At 51.8% G+C, this 15,630-nt stretch carries 17 protein-coding genes and 2 pseudogenes; 8 read left to right on the forward strand and 11 right to left on the reverse strand.

Annotation, left to right across the window (positions count from 1 at the left end):
• Both ACRBB0_RS26240 and ACRBB0_RS26245 read left to right on the forward strand, forming a co-directional pair.
• Nucleotides 1-351 (forward strand): hypothetical protein (locus ACRBB0_RS26240; protein ID WP_431377424.1); only part of this gene is annotated, 351 nt, incomplete at its 5' end.
• Between the two features lie 9 nt (nucleotides 352-360).
• Nucleotides 361-996 (forward strand): hypothetical protein, encoded by a 636-nt coding sequence (locus ACRBB0_RS26245; protein ID WP_431377425.1) that lies wholly within the window; start codon nucleotides 361-363, stop codon nucleotides 994-996.
• Nucleotide 997: 1 nt separating this feature from the next.
• Here ACRBB0_RS26245 and ACRBB0_RS26250 read toward each other — a convergent pair whose 3' ends face one another.
• Nucleotides 998-1,948 carry a hypothetical protein gene (locus tag ACRBB0_RS26250; RefSeq protein WP_431377426.1) on the reverse strand — a complete coding sequence of 317 codons (951 nt, stop codon included), beginning with the start codon at nucleotides 1,946-1,948 and terminating at the stop codon, nucleotides 998-1,000.
• Between the two features lie 64 nt (nucleotides 1,949-2,012).
• Here ACRBB0_RS26250 and ACRBB0_RS26255 point away from each other — a divergent pair, with 64 nt between their 5' ends.
• Nucleotides 2,013-2,768: a hypothetical protein gene (locus ACRBB0_RS26255; protein ID WP_431377427.1), complete on the forward strand. Its 756-nt coding sequence runs from the start codon at nucleotides 2,013-2,015 to the stop codon at nucleotides 2,766-2,768.
• Nucleotides 2,769-2,771: 3 nt separating this feature from the next.
• Entirely contained in the window at nucleotides 2,772-3,704 is a 933-nt protein-coding gene (locus tag ACRBB0_RS26260) for a hypothetical protein (RefSeq protein WP_431377428.1), read from the forward strand.
• 289 nt (nucleotides 3,705-3,993) lie between these two features.
• Here the strand turns inward: ACRBB0_RS26260 and ACRBB0_RS26265 are convergent, their stop codons facing one another.
• From ACRBB0_RS26265 to ACRBB0_RS26280, 4 genes are all read right to left on the reverse strand, one after another.
• Nucleotides 3,994-5,313, reverse strand: a complete 1,320-nt coding sequence (locus tag ACRBB0_RS26265) for a hypothetical protein (protein WP_431377429.1) — start codon at nucleotides 5,311-5,313, stop codon at nucleotides 3,994-3,996.
• Entirely contained in the window at nucleotides 5,249-5,470 is a 222-nt protein-coding gene (locus ACRBB0_RS26270) for a hypothetical protein (RefSeq protein WP_431377430.1), read from the reverse strand. The genes ACRBB0_RS26265 and ACRBB0_RS26270 overlap by 65 nt, the downstream gene beginning before the upstream one ends.
• A gap of 133 nt (nucleotides 5,471-5,603) precedes the next feature.
• Nucleotides 5,604-5,819: a helix-turn-helix transcriptional regulator gene (locus ACRBB0_RS26275; RefSeq protein ID WP_431377431.1), complete on the reverse strand. Its 216-nt coding sequence runs from the start codon at nucleotides 5,817-5,819 to the stop codon at nucleotides 5,604-5,606.
• A 148-nt stretch (nucleotides 5,820-5,967) separates the two neighbouring features.
• Nucleotides 5,968-7,146: a tyrosine-type recombinase/integrase gene (locus tag ACRBB0_RS26280; RefSeq protein WP_431377432.1), complete on the reverse strand. Its 1,179-nt coding sequence runs from the start codon at nucleotides 7,144-7,146 to the stop codon at nucleotides 5,968-5,970.
• A 654-nt stretch (nucleotides 7,147-7,800) separates the two neighbouring features.
• Here ACRBB0_RS26280 and ACRBB0_RS26285 point away from each other — a divergent pair.
• The gene (locus ACRBB0_RS26285) at nucleotides 7,801-8,370 is read left to right on the forward strand and encodes a hypothetical protein (RefSeq protein ID WP_431377433.1); all 570 of its coding nucleotides are present in this window, start codon (nucleotides 7,801-7,803) and stop codon (nucleotides 8,368-8,370) included.
• 51 nt (nucleotides 8,371-8,421) lie between these two features.
• On the opposite strand, the pseudogene ACRBB0_RS26290 reads toward ACRBB0_RS26285, so the two are convergent.
• A pseudogene (locus ACRBB0_RS26290) lies at nucleotides 8,422-8,724 on the reverse strand (transposase); the annotation flags it as partial.
• Nucleotides 8,725-8,971: 247 nt separating this feature from the next.
• Here ACRBB0_RS26290 and ACRBB0_RS26295 point away from each other — a divergent pair.
• The 3 genes and pseudogenes from ACRBB0_RS26295 to ACRBB0_RS26305 all read left to right on the forward strand — a co-directional run.
• Nucleotides 8,972-9,110: pseudogene (locus ACRBB0_RS26295) on the forward strand (transposase); the annotation flags it as partial.
• Nucleotides 9,111-9,474: 364 nt separating this feature from the next.
• Nucleotides 9,475-10,023 carry a YaeQ family protein gene (locus ACRBB0_RS26300; RefSeq protein ID WP_431377434.1) on the forward strand — a complete coding sequence of 183 codons (549 nt, stop codon included), beginning with the start codon at nucleotides 9,475-9,477 and terminating at the stop codon, nucleotides 10,021-10,023.
• 21 nt (nucleotides 10,024-10,044) lie between these two features.
• A complete protein-coding gene (locus ACRBB0_RS26305) occupies nucleotides 10,045-10,440 on the forward strand; it encodes a hypothetical protein (protein ID WP_431377435.1) in 396 nt (131 codons plus the stop codon).
• Between the two features lie 14 nt (nucleotides 10,441-10,454).
• Here the strand turns inward: ACRBB0_RS26305 and ACRBB0_RS26310 are convergent, their stop codons facing one another.
• From ACRBB0_RS26310 to ACRBB0_RS26330, 5 genes are all read right to left on the reverse strand, one after another.
• Entirely contained in the window at nucleotides 10,455-11,021 is a 567-nt protein-coding gene (locus ACRBB0_RS26310) for a YdeI/OmpD-associated family protein (RefSeq protein ID WP_431377436.1), read from the reverse strand.
• Between the two features lie 48 nt (nucleotides 11,022-11,069).
• Complete coding sequence (locus ACRBB0_RS26315) at nucleotides 11,070-11,621, reverse strand: rhomboid family intramembrane serine protease (RefSeq protein ID WP_431377437.1); 552 nt, start codon at nucleotides 11,619-11,621, stop codon at nucleotides 11,070-11,072.
• Between the two features lie 518 nt (nucleotides 11,622-12,139).
• Nucleotides 12,140-13,270 carry an alanine racemase C-terminal domain-containing protein gene (locus tag ACRBB0_RS26320; protein WP_431377438.1) on the reverse strand — a complete coding sequence of 377 codons (1,131 nt, stop codon included), beginning with the start codon at nucleotides 13,268-13,270 and terminating at the stop codon, nucleotides 12,140-12,142.
• A gap of 2 nt (nucleotides 13,271-13,272) precedes the next feature.
• Entirely contained in the window at nucleotides 13,273-14,430 is a 1,158-nt protein-coding gene (locus ACRBB0_RS26325; protein WP_431377439.1) for an amidohydrolase, read from the reverse strand.
• A gap of 12 nt (nucleotides 14,431-14,442) precedes the next feature.
• Nucleotides 14,443-15,618, reverse strand: a complete 1,176-nt coding sequence (locus ACRBB0_RS26330) for an acetyl-CoA C-acyltransferase (RefSeq protein ID WP_431377440.1) — start codon at nucleotides 15,616-15,618, stop codon at nucleotides 14,443-14,445.
• Nucleotides 15,619-15,630 lie beyond the last annotated feature (12 nt).

Consider the following 15,630-nt stretch of genomic DNA (forward strand, 5'->3'; position numbering starts at 1 on the left):
CAGCATCAGTCTTTTTGGGCTCCAAGCCGCCTTGAGGCGGTGCAGCGCAAGGTTTTCGTCCAAGACGCGCTGTCACAGCAACACCGGATGACGGGTCTCAGCCCTTCCAAGTCGTTCGTACAGAGCGCAGCATTGACCCCAACATGGATAGGACGGGCGGCAACCGGTCGTTCGCTGCGACATGCGCGAATAGCGGCTGTACGGGCAAATCATCTCGTGAAGCCAAAAAATGCAGAATTCATGAAAGCATTATTACACTATGAACTGGACTTGCCCAAAGTTTTCGCCAACTATCACAAAGGCAGGATTTGCAGCTATCCCAGCTCTTTTCACCCAGTTAAAACGTCTTAGGGACCCACAATGTTTAGACAAACTGTTTTTGCCTTTTTGGCCGCCACCCCGCTTTGTGCTCAGTCACTCTCAGTAGCTGACCTGCAGGCCAAAATCGACGCAGAGCTAAAAAAGGGTAGCGAATACGCTGATTTGTTAAATGACCCTGATCCAGTTCGTGCTCAGATGGCCATAAAACTCATGCTGGAATCTGGCGATGAAGAGCTGATAAAGACCGCTCTTGATTATGGTATTTACAGTCCTGATGCGAGCGTACGCAATGCTGCAATCAAGGCGTTTTTTGATGGATTTCCGCGTCTAGAAGTACAAATCGAGGGTGAAAAAGCGAATGAAGAAGCACTTCGTTACGTTCTATCTGGCAACTATTCAATGGTTCCGAACCCGGATAACTATGGTGTCATTAACATGGATATTGGAGGTTATGATGCTACTGCGAACTGCTATTGGTCGCATCAATACAATCGGATACTTGGCAAGCGTGACGGATGTTTTTTACGAGTTATCGGTGACATTGTTCAGGTCCGTTCCACTGACCGGAATTGGTATGAGATGACCTTTTTGGATGAGGGATCACTTCGCGCGAACACAACCCATCAGTACATTAACACAAAAGCAGAGACAATTGTTACCATACCAATTAGATAATCTAGTTGAAAGTTATGGAGGCGATTCCAACGGGTCCACGGTCCCAGGAACTATTTATTGTGACAAAGACCCAACGTGCGACTGTAGGGCTGCGAGATAGGGTAAAAATTCCATCTGGCCCCATTTCTCCCGACAAAAAGGGGCGAGGGCGCGATCCATTTGGCACGGATGAGACATCTACGTCTATTTCGCGTGGGATCGCGTAACCACCCTCTGTTGTTGAAATGACTTTGACTTTTGACAATGCAACTGCGTCGTGACCCCTTACTCTGAATGCAATTCGGTTTGATCTCGTTAGATCAAAAATGTACGAGCCATCGCCTTGCAGGTTTTCAGGTCCATCTTTCGGAACGATAGATGCAAGAGTAGAGTGGGTATAAAAAAATGATGTTTCTTTCTCGGGTGCGCTCGGCTTCAAGGCCACCGAAGTGGTATCTGGGATAAACCGGAATCCTTTGCGGCGGTTTATCCGCCGTTTAAGGTTCATATAGATTTCTTCGATACGAATAAAACGCCCTTCCTTGGCTGACCGCGCCTGAACAATCATGCCAATGGGTTTATCGCCGTCAAAAAGAAACGATCCGCTTGACCCCTTGTACAATTCTTTAAGGGAACTAATAACTTGAGCTTCGAGATGCAAATATTCGGTTTTCGTAACGAGCATTTCTACACGTTCCATTTCACCAGATTGCGACAAGCGAATCAAGTGCACTTTGCCACCGTCGGCTGTGTCCATGGAGTGATCAAAATCACTTAGGGACATGGAGCAACGCTCCTCAACTTTGCCCCGAACCACGCCAATCGCCAGATCCAAGCCATCCCAAAACGGCGTCTCAACAGTCGCTCTGGAATGCTGGACGGGGTTTGCTGAAAAGACGGTTACCCGTCGACTATCCCCGGCAACATGTTTTGGCATGACGACGTAGCAGGTCTGCCCGTCTTTCAGCATCATTCCTTGCCCCACGCCTGTATCGCTTTGAATAGAAACAGCTTGGCCAAAAACGGGGGTGCTCAATATGCAAAGCATAGTTATAGTGGCTGCTAAAGAGAGCCTGGGGCGGTATGTCATGTTTGAGCACTTCTTAAGGGTTGCAGTAATCGTTGTTCCAACTATCACCGCAGCGCACGAACAAAGTAAAGTACGTCTCGTTGAGGGATCGTTTCAAGAAGTCATCAAGTCTGCCGCCGAGATCTCAGGCGCTAGGTTTGTGGGGCTTGCAAGGTTTGGACCGATAGATGAAACATCAAGCCAAGTCCCAGTTGCTGCTTTCCTTCCTGAAACTTGGGCAGGGCAGGAGGTTTGCCTGTCCGTAATGAGTGTGGATGGTCTTTATCAAAGCTCAGGAACCTATAGCATAGATCCGTCATGGCTGGGCGGAAGGACAAAGTTGACATATCCCAGCGCCAAACCTGAAATCATAGCGCAATACAACCGTGAAGACGTCGCCCCTTTGATAAGTAAGGGTGCCTGTGGGAACGAAACTTCCGAATTCACGACTGCATTTTGGGGGCAAAACGTCTCCGGCGTCTCAATTGTTTTTCTGAACACATCACGAGCCGAAGAGACGTATATCTATTTTCCGGACTATCCTGACCTAGGAGACGTCTTATGCAACAAATCCGAAACTGCAAACAGAACGGCTTTTGATACACTTTGCCACCTTCCCTCTGGCATACCCCAGCACGAACGTTTGCGGGTGAGTTCAGTGTCGTTCAAAGGCGGAGAAATGGGTAGAGAAGTCAATTTCGATGTCTTTTTGGCAAAGGAATAAGCAGTGACCCACTCCAATCTACCGGCACCAAAAGAAACGGCATCGATGGGTGCGTACTTTGGGTTACTTTTCTCTACCTTAATGTTGGCAGGCCTCTTAGCTTTATCCTTCGGTACAGGAGTGACGAGGACTATCGTCGTTTCGGCCAATACACGGAGCTTGGAAGTGGATTTCGTTGGTCGGGCGGATTTCTGGGATATTGGAACCGTGACTATTTGTGAACCCCTTGCAAAATTCGACAGAACGAAATCAAGGGGAGACACGTTGTGTGATGCGCGGCGGTTTACGCAAAAGGAAGCTGTTGTTGAAATACAATGGAGGGATAACTCTAGGGTATGGGTGACAGCGCGTAGTCGGGACACTTGGGAAGTGAACATACAAAAGCACGTAGATTTCGTCAAAGGAACTCGCATTTTTTTGAGTCAGGCTCAATTTGAAAGCCTAGGTGTTTTGTCGTTTTCTGGTTTCGTTTCTATGGGGAAAGTGGCCAGCACCGGCGAAGTCGACTTGCTCTTATCTGGTGACTATGAAATCAGAGAAAAACCACTTTTGGGTTCTGTTACAGAAACGGTAAAGAAAGGCCGACTGCGACTTGGCGAGCAAGTTCAAGTTACACATGAGAGTGACAATAGCAGGGCCCGAGTTTATGGGTACGCAACACCTTCCGCTACAACCGAGACTGGCATGCTGGTGTCGGTTGTTTCAGAGCCAGGGGATACGCAAATTTCGATCAATTATTTTGGAGGCACTGGAGCTATCGAAGTAGCTCCAAATTGGATCGATAGAGCTTTAAGCAGTCCACTGATTCTAGCACTAACCATTTTGATACCGCTCCTTCTTGCTATTATACAAGTTGCAGCGACATCGCGTGTAAATGTTAGCTTTTATGTCGCAGCGCGCACCTTTTCAAGGTTGAGGCAAACTCTCAAAAAATGAATTCTTCATGTTTCTTCTGAGCGTTTTAAGACTCTCATTGCGCATCTGTACTGACGCTTGAAGCAATTCGTTACGAATGATGTTCCTTTCCCGTTAACAGCCATTGCATCATACTACAGCCAAGGTCAACTATGGGCCGATCGCTACGTTCAAGTTCTATCTGAATTTTGGTCACATTCTCACAACAAAAAGGGGCCGATTTAGCGGCCCCAGTGTGAGTGATTTTCAGACATTTTTCTAATTTTATTGGTCCGAAAAGGTGCGAAAGGTTCGATGATTGTCGATATTTTTACGATATAAATCTGTACCTATCGCTGGCTGCTTGATGTAATTTGCACAAATGTTCGGCTTCGCTTTCGAGGTCATTTTTAAATTCGCGTAAAGTTGTATCGAAAAATGTATCCAATTGGTCAAAACTGGTACCATTTATTGCTGCCAAAGATACCAATGTACCACGCGCGTTTTTGGTTAGTGTCGAAATATGTTGTGCTTTGTGGACAAACTTGACGCCGTCGGGATCGGAAAACTCCCGCATATATCGAAGATCATTTGCAAACTCCGAGCCTGCGAGTTCCCACAACAAGTGATTAGGCCAACGGGCACGGTTTATGTCGGTTGGGGCCGGATCAGTGTAGCGAATTGAAGACATGGAATGAGCGACCAGATCGCCAAAGCGGGCATAAAGATCTTCCCAAGTGCGGATGTTCCAGCGGTCTTTCAGCAGTAACTTTCCAGCACGTAGTTCCACGCGCCATACTTTGGACCTTGGGTCCTTTGGGGCTAAATTAGGCAAGCCTTTTTGTGTTAGGTTGGTGTTCCAGATATGCCACCAGTACGGCTTTAGCTTTTGCGTCACTTCTAACCGTTTGTCGTAGATAATGGCCGAACGTGATTTCACCCCGCCAACCCGAACAGAGGTCACGCGTCCGGATTTTCCGTTCACGCTTTTTTCGATGAAGTCCTGTCGATTGGTGCTGGAATGCATCACGAAGTTTTCTGGGATCAGCGTGAAATTTGGCGCGTAAAAATCGGAACAAATATCAAAACGCGATATGCTGAAATCTTCGGGTTTAACCCGCATACCAAGCCGATCTAGAACCCTATCCAAATGGGCCTGAGCACCGCCCAAGTCACGCGTCGCCATGAACACCGACCCAAATGTGACCGTCACGCCCCAAGGGTCCTTAGCATTTGGTTTCTTAAACGCCCAACGTGCCCCAAATGCACCGCTATTAGCGACAAAGCGATAGCCCTTGCCCCCATGCCCTTGCAGGTGCAGCTCAACACCATTCCATTCGATAAGTATCTCCCGGCTTTCGTGTTCGGCAATGGTGCGCTGGGTCTCAAAGTATTCTGCCACGTCTGGGGGGAGGATCGCCTTTACCGCAATTGTCAGAGTATCAAAACCCGTGTGCAAAACCTGATAGGGTTCAAGGGAGGATGTATTTCCAGAGGGGGGTGCTACTTGTACCCCCCTTTCCGCATTTTCGCGGTTGTCAGCGCCTCCGGCGGGGCAGCTTGGGTTTTGGGGCCGGGGGAACGCGTTAGCTACTTGCATTGGCTTTTCTCCCGATCCAAATTTCAGCACGTTCAAGGCATTTGGCAGCATTCAGCAGGTCGCTATGCCCAAAACTAGGAGTGTTTTTCCAATTGCCATCAGAAGCTTTGTAGGAGCGGGTGATGTCCACGGAATAGAAACCATCATTCTCCCAAATGGTTGCGGAAATGCGGCCTAGCCGAAGCTTGTGTGCAGGTTGGTTGTTCATGGAATTTCCTTTCGGATTTGATTGCGGCAGGCAAAGAAAGGGCGCGAGGTGCGTTTACCCCGCGCCCTATGAAGGCCATCCGGCCCCAAAATCCCCTACCGTGCTGCCAGCCCAGTTGGGGCAAAACTAAATGTCAGATTGTTTGTGAGGTGTTTGAGATCGTGCGTTCTTCGATCCAAGTCAGCAGGTCTGACTGGCGATAGCGGATAGACCGCGACGATACTTTAACGAATTTGGGCCCGCCGCCGCGATGCCGCCAGTTCTGCAATGCGCGAACTGAATAACACAAAACGGATGCGGCCTCGCGTTCGTTTATAAGAGTGTCTGTTTTTAAGGTTGACTTATTCATTGTTAGCTCACTGATTTCTGGTCTTGTTTTGTGAAACTAGCGTAGAATGGAGAATCAAACGTTGTAAGTTATAATAATAACAACCTGAGTTTTTTTACCGCGCGATTAAGTGTTGACAACTATTTGAGGAAAAGAATTGGATCATAACTCACCATCTTGCAGAGGGTTTTGAACTGGAGGTTCTCATGGTGCTCGCCAGACGTGCCGAAATTGAATTAGCCGCCTTTTGAACGGCATCGTCCGACAAATGCGCATAACGCAGGGTAGTGGATAGGTTCTTATGCCCCAAGATTTCTTTCAACATAAATGGGTCGATACCATTCGTCACCGCTACGGAGGCATAGGTGTGCCGCAGGTCGTGAACCCTGACGTCGCAGAGTTTCGCTCGTTGCCGTATTTTACGCCAAGGCTTCTGGAGGTCGTTGTAGTGGCCGCTGCCATGACTGCCCAATATGACGAAGGGATTACCGTCCCGGCGCTCGAGCTTGTCCAGTAGTTGCCGTGCTTCGCGAGGTAAGGGGATGCGACGCCGACCAGTCTTGCTATCTGGTAGTTCTAAATGGGTTCGTGTCACGTAATCCCATCTCAGCTTTTGTATTTCACCGAGGCGGCAACCTGTCAGGAGAAGTAAATAGAATGCCGCAAACACATATTGACTGATTTCATCATCAAACAACATGTCAGCCAAGACCCCGCCAAGACGTTCCTGTTCTTCTTCATCAAAGTAGCGTTTCTTTTCCTCTTCCGGGTAGCGTTTTATACGGCGTGTCGGGTTCGAGTTTTGGGTGCGCAGCCCCCAGTCTTCCGCGAGGTTGAGCATCTTGGACAGGACCATGACCCCTCGGTTTGCTTGATAGGGAGTGTCTTTGCGTTTCAGGTGGAACATTTGAATGTCGGCGAAACTGATTTCCGACGTTTTGAGGCCTCCCAGATGTGGGTTCACAACATTATTGAGCAAGTTGGTGTAGTCGTAGTGCGTTGTCGGCTTGCAATGCAACGCAACGTGTTCTCTCAAGAACCGCTCCCCTAGTTCTTTGATCGATGGACTACGCAGCCGCGCCTTTCGATCTGCCGAGGGGTCCCGCCCGCGAGCGACATCAGCCTGTACCAATTTGGCGTCTTTGCGCGCTTCATCTGCGGTGATTATACCATGCTTGCCAAGGTTTTTTCTGCGGGTGCGCCCGTGCAATTTATACTGAACAACATAGACCTTTCGTCCGGATGGATAGATCCTCAAGCCAAAGCCGCTCAGGTCGTCATCCCAAAGGATGCGCTCTTTATCTTCGGGCGCTATGCTCTCGACGTATCGTTTTGTCAGTTTCATCATTCTACTCACCAAATCCGGAAGCCTATCGGAAGCCTCGTGCAGCGTTTCACGGCGTAAGAGATGCAGGTTTGGCGCGCAGGTCGTCAATAATAAATGATTTAAATCAGTTATTTATGGCTGTTTAGCGTATGTTGGAGAAATGTGGAGAAATGGTCCGAGAGCCGTTTGTAATCAGTAGGTCCGCGGTTCGAGTCCGTGAGGGCGATTGGATCACAGTGACCAAGTACCTGCAACGCGATAGCATCGGGACGCGGTCCTTGCGCAGACTGTATAAGGGCCTTTAAGAGTAGTGGCCGAAGCCTATTCCGAACGGAGATGGCACGTAGCGGCTTAATACACAGGGCGGTTTGCTGGCCCTATCTGCACCTGCGAAAGCTCCAGTACGAACTTGTGCAAGCGGCCGTTCAGCTCCAGAGTTGGCGAAAGCCACTTGCTGTGCCGGGCACCAAGGTCAAGAATGCGCAGTTAGCAGAGTTTGCAATGTCAGGACGTCACCACGGCAAGCAAACGCCGACACGCTGAAAAGCCGCGTTAAAACCGGTCTTTGGTGGGCTTTACAGCGAAAACTTGGGTTGGATGATTGCAGAGCGGACGAAGCTGCCTTTCCACCCATCTTGGCGAATGTCGGATTAGCTGTGCAGACCACGATTGAGCATGACCATTTTTAAGATTAGTCAAGGCAATATGAACTGCATTCGAACATTAGAATTCTACATCGCTATGTTACTGATTAGTACGCTGGCAGCACCTTCGCACACATTTGCGCAGAATTCGTCGCTGGATTTTTCCGAATGTCTTCCTCCTGTGGCCGGTAGTCAATATGACGAGAGCGAATGCGGTTTGACCTATAGTCCGCCACCGCTTTTGAGGCAGGATATCGTATTAACCAATTGCAGCTTCCTTCCAGGACGGTTCAGGACCAAGGAACAAACCTACAAGCGTTTTCAATGCTCTATTACTAATGGAACGGAGGAGGCGGTTAAGTCCGTTCGCTACGGCGTTCGCTACTTTGACTCAAACCGTGATTCATTGCTGGCGGAGGGCGAATTTGAAGAGAGGCCTATATTTTCTACAGCCTACATAGATGGCAATCTTCAACCGGGTGAAGAGCGCTCTATAAAGCTTGTGGGCCCTGGAGTTCCGCCGCAAATAGACTCGCACAAAACCAAAATAGTTGTTGAGGTCCTTGGCGTATTTGTTCCCGGCAGTGGAAGACACCGATAGTCACGATCATAGCGGCTATTCGGTTGCACCACAGCATTTCGCAAATTGGGCTCTCTGCCGTCGACACAAAGTGCTGAAGTTTGGCAATTTCCAGTTCAGTCCAGCCAATTCTAGCAAGCTTTCAACAAACCCAGTCGTCTGCCTCAGCGGCAAACCAAACAGGACCATGATCGTCAAACACGCTTGTATCTCCGCATCATTATAAGACTGCAGACGTCCCCTCTTGCCAGATGGCGTCGCGGGTCACGCCATCTCAGCATCAAACCAAATTGACAAAGAACCGTGCTGCTTCAGGGCTTGGTTGTAGTCTGACCAATTCGTGGTCTTGTAAGTCTTAGGTGTCCAGCTGCTCAGGAACCACAGTTATCACGCTGGATTCACAACATGAATCCCATCAATCGATTTGTGCAAAAAGCCGTGGGAAACTCTGCAATGAGTCGATTGGTTCATCAAAGAACGTCTGCTTGCGCCACTGGGATACATTACGCCAATCGAAGCTGAGGAGAAATACGAACAAGCCTTTGAATCAGACAAAATAGCAGTTTGAAATACGAACTCAACAGTCTTCGGCAAAAACGGGGCGGTTCAAACCTAGTGCAATTGGAAAAAGAAGTACCGTGGAATGGGCATGGAGCAACTTAAGGAACTGACGCGGCTTCAGAAAAGAAAACGAGCGACTACGGCGTGCTGTTTCTTACCTGACTTTGGACAAATTGATCCTTCTGAGCCCGTCGCGCCGCCATAGCCGTTCGACACGTTTGTCGTTTCTCTGCATGCCCACCGCGCTGGACTTGATCTGCGCCTTGGCGTTTGGTCCCAGAGTGCCGATCTGATCTTCGATCTGGAACCAGCAATCGGCTGAATGCCTATGCCGGCACCATAGGTGAACAGGCGGGGAGCAGGGGATGCCACGGCTTTTTGCCACATTAACTTCCAAGCTGTTCGCCATGTCGCGCCTAAAATCGCTACGTCCTAACCATGAATTTACCCAAATACTGAAAATGACGGATGTTTTGCGCCCTTTTGCGAAGACGTTCGTTTTTGCTTTCACATAGTTGGTCGACGGATTAGTCACCTTTATCCGAACTCTCCCAGGAAACGCTCATGGCACAGAAATCTACCATTTATAAAGTTGAACTTTCCGTGTCAGATATGGATCGTCACTACTACGAAACCCACAAACTGACCGTTCCTAAACACCCGTCTGAGACGGATGAGCGGATGATGCTGCGCCTGGTTGCATATGCCTTGAATGCCCATGAGCACTTGGAATTGACCAAGGGGCTTTCGACTGACGATGAGCCGGATATCTGGCAAAAAAGCCTAAGCAATGAGATCGAGTTGTGGGTCACGCTTGGGCTTCCGAGTGAGAAGATCGTTCGCCAATCTTGCGGTAAGGCCGACAAGGTGATCATCTATACCTATGGTGGTAAAACTGCCGAAGTTTGGTGGGAGAAAATTCAAAACAACACCACGCGGTTTGACAATCTTCAGGTGGTCAATTTTTCCGTGGGTGACACCCGCGAATTGGAACAACTGGCAAGCCGAAGTATGAAACTGCAGGTGAACATTCAGGACGGCGAGCTCATGGTTAGTGCAGATGACAATATTGTTTATTTGTCACCGGTTATATTGAAGAACACCGACCGCTGAGGCGGGTAGTGGAGGAGCGCCATGAGATCGCCTGAGCCTCATAACCGGCCCGCCGCGCATGGGAGAAACACGCTGGCTGCGCGTGTTCGCGGGCATCTCAGAACGCTTTCCGAAAGTAATATCCCTATCACCTATCAGGCGCTGGCCAGATCTCTCAAGCTGTCACCGCCGAACACAATCCATCAACTGACAGCTGCCTTGGAATGCCTGATTGCCGAGGATGCCGATGCAGGGCATCCGTTGATTGCGGCTCTGGTGATCAGCAAATCGCGCGGTGGATTACCTGCGCCGGGGTTCTTCGAGAGCGCCCAGAGTGTTGGCCGGTTTCACACCGATCCTAGTCGCTTTCATTCGGAAGAGCTCGACAAAGCTGTCGAATTTTGGTGTCGGTCCAACCCAACAGACGTGGGTGTTTAACAGTCTCGACTGGATCACTTTTTTCGCAGGGACGGTATTTTCAATCCAGCTTCAGATGACGCGATCAAGACGCCAAGCCGTTTCAATCGCGTTTCTTCTTTCTTGGCGCTCATGACCCACCAAATGGAATCCCGTCTATTGGAGGGTGCCAGATTTGTCAGGAACTGCCAGGCTTGCGGGTTTGCTTTAACCAGTGCTTCGAAGTCTTGGGACAGTGGGACGTTTCGGTCGTCCGACGTGTAACCTTGTTTGTCGGACCTGTTGCTAAAGACATGCAAGCCTGCCGGTTTCATCTTGCCAGATTGAATAAGCTCTTTCACCTTCTTGACGTTGACGGCGCTCCATACGCTGTTTGATTTGCGCGGCGTAAAACGGATTTTGTAGCTTTGGTCGTCAATGGAATGTCTAACCCCGTCGATCCATCCAAAACACAGGGCAACATCAACCGAGTCCGACCAAGACAGGCTTGGGCGGCCGGTGCTTTTTCTGTAATATCCGACCCAAAGCTCTTTGGCGTCGGAGTTGGCAGTCAACCACTCGCTAAACGCGTCCTTGGTGGTGAAGAAAAGCGCATCATCCATCCGAAAACCTCTGCGGCTTTGACCGAGCGCAGTCAAAGGAGAACGCCGTCACGAGCTTTGACTGGAATGTCGCAAAGCATAGGCGGCAAAGATGCCAGCGGCACAGCCAAATAGATGGGCTTGCCAGCTGACACCAGGCTGACCAGGCAAGACCCCCCAAACCATTGTGCCATAAAACAAAACAACCCCAAGAGAGACGATTAGTGGGATCGCGCGTTTTTCAACGACACCGCGCGCAACCAAAAAACCAAACCAGCCAAAGATCAATCCAGACGCCCCGACATGGATTGCGGTTGCTCCAAACAGCCACACGCCAATCCCACCGAGCGCCACGATCATGAGCGAGGCCATCAGAACCAGCCGTTGCGCGGTGATCGCTAGAAGACTGCCAAGAACGATCAGTGGGATGGTGTTGGCGATGGCATGGCTTATGGAGCCATGGAGAAACGGCATCAAAAGCACCCCGTCCAACCCGCCGAGTGAGCGGGGCAGCAACCCGAACCATCGATTGAGCGAGTAGCCCATGAGAATGTTCACAATCTCGACGGCCCAGATGATGCCCAACAAGACAGCAAGCCAATAGAAACGCCCTAATGTCACCAACCAACTCCCTTCGTCGTTTCGCGCTAGATACCACAGCCCGGATATGTGCGAAATGGGGGGACGTTTGGCAGGCGTACCAACACAGTGCTGTCGCAATCGGTTGACTGCGGGTACATCGCCCGGTGGGCCACTCGGCATAGCTGTTTGCACAAAGGCGGCATTGACCCGGCATACATTTTAGAACGTGAAGGTTCGGTTACCACATTTGATTGACGGGGGCATGGCCACCTTTTGACGGTTTCAGGTGCAAGCGTCATGGTTTTATGCGGCCCTAAATGCGCGCTTGAGCAAGCTTGGACTCTGAGTGATGGGCCTTGCCAAGTGATGACTGGGCCTCATCTTAGACGCAAGTCAAGGGCACCAGAAAACGAAACGGCCACCATCAAAAAAGCGTCCTGAAAACCTGAGACAACGCAGTGCGCGCCAGGGCGGGATTTGTTGGCATGAAGAGCGACCGCGACATATTTTATCCCAGACTTGCGCATCCCAACAGGCCTGCCTGAATGGGTTTTACCTTATGGTTGTCCGCTTCTGTAGGTTCTCGGGTTCCGCATGCCCCAGTCGGTCAGAAGATCCGGTAATATTGATCCGAATTGCGCAACCGCAGCAGCGGGGCTTATTTCACTCTCTCCATCCGAGCCAAACAAGGTTGCGGTATCACCGACCTGAACGGCACTTATTCCGGTTACATCCGCAACGATAGAATTCATCGACACTTTGCCCAGAACAGGTGCCTGCATACCTCGGATCAAGACCGCGCTATGGCTGGCTGCTGTCCTGTTATAGCCAGCGGCATAGCCAACCGAAATACAAGCCAACCGGCTGTCTGCACGCAAACTAGTATCACGGTCATAGCCAACAGTTGCGCCTTTGGGGTAAACGCCCAAATGGACCACGCGTGCCTTGAATTCCATGGTCGGGCGGAACCCGAGTTCGGGTTTCAAAAAGCCGTAGAGGATCGCCCCACATCGAAACATGTCGGTTGCAACAGGTTGCCCCGATAAGAGCGTCAGGGTGCTTCCTGCATGAACCAAGAGGTCGGGCCTGTTAAGGTCACTGTTGTCGCAAATCCACGCCACTTGTTGTTGAAACCGATCTCCCAACCTTCTGAGCGGTTCAGGGTCATTTGTTGGGAAATGCGTCGAGATCCCGTGAATGCGCGGCCCGACTTCCTCTAGAATTTTACGACAGGTTTCTTGCCCCGATGGCATCGAGATATCCAGCCCATCGCGGGACATGCCACCGGCGTTCAGGGCGAGGTGGATGCCCGTAGGTGCCTGCGTTCCACAAAGGAGATCGCCAAGATGTTTCGCGGCCAAAAGAGACCCGACTTGCTCTTCTACAAGGTCGGGCAGGGCAGCTTGCATTTCGGGCAAAGTGGCGGCGCGAAGACGGATCAGAGAGCCGGAGAACCCGGCGCGGCGGACGGCGCGCGCTTCAGCATTCGATGTGATGCCGACGCAGGTGACCCGCTGTTCCAAAAGCACCGGTACAATTCGCGCGATACCATGCCCATAGGCGTCGGCCTTCATAACCGCACAGAAACCTGCGCCCCTTGGCAATAGGCCAAGCGTGAGTTCCAGGTTTTTCGCCACGAGGTCTAGGTTGATGTCACACCATGCGCTGGGAATGAGGCCATCTGACATAGCTATGTCGTTGCTTTGCCGAGGATATCCGCAATTATCCCGGCAAACAGATCGCCCACGATCGGGATCAGGGCATCAGGGAAATCATAGTCAGGGTTGTGCAATTGTGGATGGTTTTGACCCGCGCCGACATAGAGCATTGCCGATTTCGTGCCTTGGTTGCCAAACCGGCCAAAATCTTCGGACCAGCGCATGGGAGTTGGCATCTCGTAGAGCTCGAATTCCAGATGCCCAGCAACGCGGCGTGCGATCTCTGTTGCGTCGGTGTCGTTCGTCACCGACGGAAAGATGTCGTGCCAGAAAATCTGGGCAGACAGGCCTGCGGTTTGCTGCACGACCAAGGATTTGGCTGCGGCGACCAATGCGTCCATTCTGTCATCCGTCATACTGCGAAGGGTGACGCGGATTTCACCACGGCCGGGCGCGATGCCGAATGTTGGTTTACCGAGCTTGGCATGTGTCAAGGTGCTGAGCGCAAAGGCAATATCTCCGATTTTTCCGGTGCTGAGCTCAGGCAAAACCTGCATCAACTCTGCCATTGCGGGGCCCGGTGATGTGCCATCCTCCGGGGCTGCGGCGTGCGAGCTTTTTCCTTCTAACAGGATTTGCATCCCGCGCGACGCGCAATTGGCAGGTCCGGGCCGCAAGCCAATTTCCCCCAACGGCCGACCCGGAACGTTGTGATAGGCAAAGGCAAAGTCCGGGCGAATTTCGGGCCATCTCGGGTCGTCTAGGATGGCTTGTGCCCCAACGCCGGTTTCCTCAGCGGGTTGAAATAACAGGATAACGCGCCCTCTGGCAGGGCGGGTCCGAAGCCCCAATGCTACGCCCAGCAAAGACACCATGTGCCCGTCATGGCCACAAAGATGGCCGTTGCCGTCGATTGCCGACCTGTAGGAAACCTCCGAAACTTCGTGAATGGGAAGGCCGTCCAGCTCACAGCGAAACAGTAGGGTTGGGCCATCAGTGGTGCCTCGAAACTCAGCGGCGACGCCATGCCCGCCAAGACCTTGCCAAAGCCGATCAGCGCCAAGTCTGGTGAGGTGTTCTGCGATCCGGCGCGCCGTTTCGATTTCTTGGCCCGAGATTTCGGGGTGTCGGTGCAAGTCATGGCGCAGTGAGATCAGTTCCGAGATTTGGTCTTGGGTCAAATGGGTCATTGCAAAACGCCTTTAGAATATTTCGAAGAGCCCGGCCGCACCTTGCCCTCCGCCGACACACATCGACACGACGCCCCATTTTGCAGACCTACGCCGTCCTTCAAGCAAGATATGGCCAGCCATGCGTGCGCCGGACATGCCATAGGGGTGACCGATGGAAATCGCTCCTCCGTTGACGTTCAGCTTGTCATCGGGCAGTTCAAGCGCGTCGCGGCAATACAGCAATTGTGCCGCAAACGCTTCGTTGATTTCCCAAAGATCAATGTCTTGGATTTCGAGCCCCGCACGTTGCAAAAGACGCGGAATAGCCACGACCGGGCCGATGCCCATTTCGTCCGGCGCAACACCAGCCACTGCAAAGCCGCGCAGCGCGCCCAACGGGGTGAGCCCGCGACGTGCTGCTTCGCTTTCCTCCATGACGACCATCGCCGCGGCACCGTCGGATAGCTGGCTGGCATTCCCAGCGGTCACAGTTTTGCCATCCCCCTGAACGGGGCGCAGGTTGGCCAGACCTTCGGCGGTGGTCGCTGGGCGATTGCATTCGTCCTGTTCCAATCGTTGGCTTTGTAAAGACGCATCCCCCGTGGCCTTGTTTGTCACGATCGAGGTGGCTTCAACCGGGATGATCTCAGCGGCAAACACGCCAGCATTTTGCGCGCGCGCCGTCCGTTGCTGACTGGCCAAAGCATAGGCGTCTTGTGCCGCCCGGCTTATGCCATAGCGCGCGGCAACCACCTCGGCTGTGTCGAGCATGCTGAGGTAATAGGTTTCTGGGGCGTTCAGATCGCGGTACCGGTGGCCATTCCAGTGGCTGTTTTGCACCAATGAAATGCTTTCCAATCCGCCTGCCATGGCCACATTCACACCTTCGCACCGCACCAAATGTGAGGCGATGGCAATGGCATTCAGGCCCGAAGCGCATTGCCGGTCAACCGTCGCCCCTGCCACACTGTCGGGCAGGTCAGACGATTGAACGATGTGGCGGGCGACATTAACCCCGCAAGACCCTTGGGTAAGCGCCGAACCAAAGACCGCGTCTTCTACGTCGCCGCCGTCCAGCCCCGCACGGGCCAAGGCAGCACGCACCGCCGGAGCGGCAAGGCTCGGAGCTTCAAGGTTGTTAAAGGCGCCGCGATAGGCTTTGCCAATCGGTGTTCGGGCGGTGGAAACGATAACGGCATCGCGCACGTGTCTTGCTCC

It is taken from the genome of Pelagimonas sp. (genome assembly GCF_050633425.1).
GTDB lineage: Bacteria > Pseudomonadota > Alphaproteobacteria > Rhodobacterales > Rhodobacteraceae > Pelagimonas.

Coding starts and splice junctions, on each gene's coding strand:
- ACRBB0_RS26275 (WP_431377431.1), bottom strand. CDS start 5,819: ATGAATAAGTCAACCTTAAAAACAGACACTCTTATAAACGAACGCGAG.
- ACRBB0_RS26325 (WP_431377439.1), bottom strand. CDS start 14,430: ATGACCCATTTGACCCAAGACCAAATCTCGGAACTGATCTCACTGCGC.
- ACRBB0_RS26280 (WP_431377432.1), bottom strand. CDS start 7,146: ATGATGAAACTGACAAAACGATACGTCGAGAGCATAGCGCCCGAAGAT.
- ACRBB0_RS26265 (WP_431377429.1), bottom strand. CDS start 5,313: ATGCTGCCAAATGCCTTGAACGTGCTGAAATTTGGATCGGGAGAAAAG.
- ACRBB0_RS26245 (WP_431377425.1), top strand. CDS start 361: ATGTTTAGACAAACTGTTTTTGCCTTTTTGGCCGCCACCCCGCTTTGT.
- ACRBB0_RS26270 (WP_431377430.1), bottom strand. CDS start 5,470: ATGAACAACCAACCTGCACACAAGCTTCGGCTAGGCCGCATTTCCGCA.
- ACRBB0_RS26250 (WP_431377426.1), bottom strand. CDS start 1,948: ATGATGCTGAAAGACGGGCAGACCTGCTACGTCGTCATGCCAAAACAT.
- ACRBB0_RS26320 (WP_431377438.1), bottom strand. CDS start 13,270: ATGTCAGATGGCCTCATTCCCAGCGCATGGTGTGACATCAACCTAGAC.
- ACRBB0_RS26285 (WP_431377433.1), top strand. CDS start 7,801: ATGACCATTTTTAAGATTAGTCAAGGCAATATGAACTGCATTCGAACA.
- ACRBB0_RS26300 (WP_431377434.1), top strand. CDS start 9,475: ATGGCACAGAAATCTACCATTTATAAAGTTGAACTTTCCGTGTCAGAT.
- ACRBB0_RS26310 (WP_431377436.1), bottom strand. CDS start 11,021: ATGGATGATGCGCTTTTCTTCACCACCAAGGACGCGTTTAGCGAGTGG.
- ACRBB0_RS26305 (WP_431377435.1), top strand. CDS start 10,045: ATGAGATCGCCTGAGCCTCATAACCGGCCCGCCGCGCATGGGAGAAAC.
- ACRBB0_RS26255 (WP_431377427.1), top strand. CDS start 2,013: ATGCAAAGCATAGTTATAGTGGCTGCTAAAGAGAGCCTGGGGCGGTAT.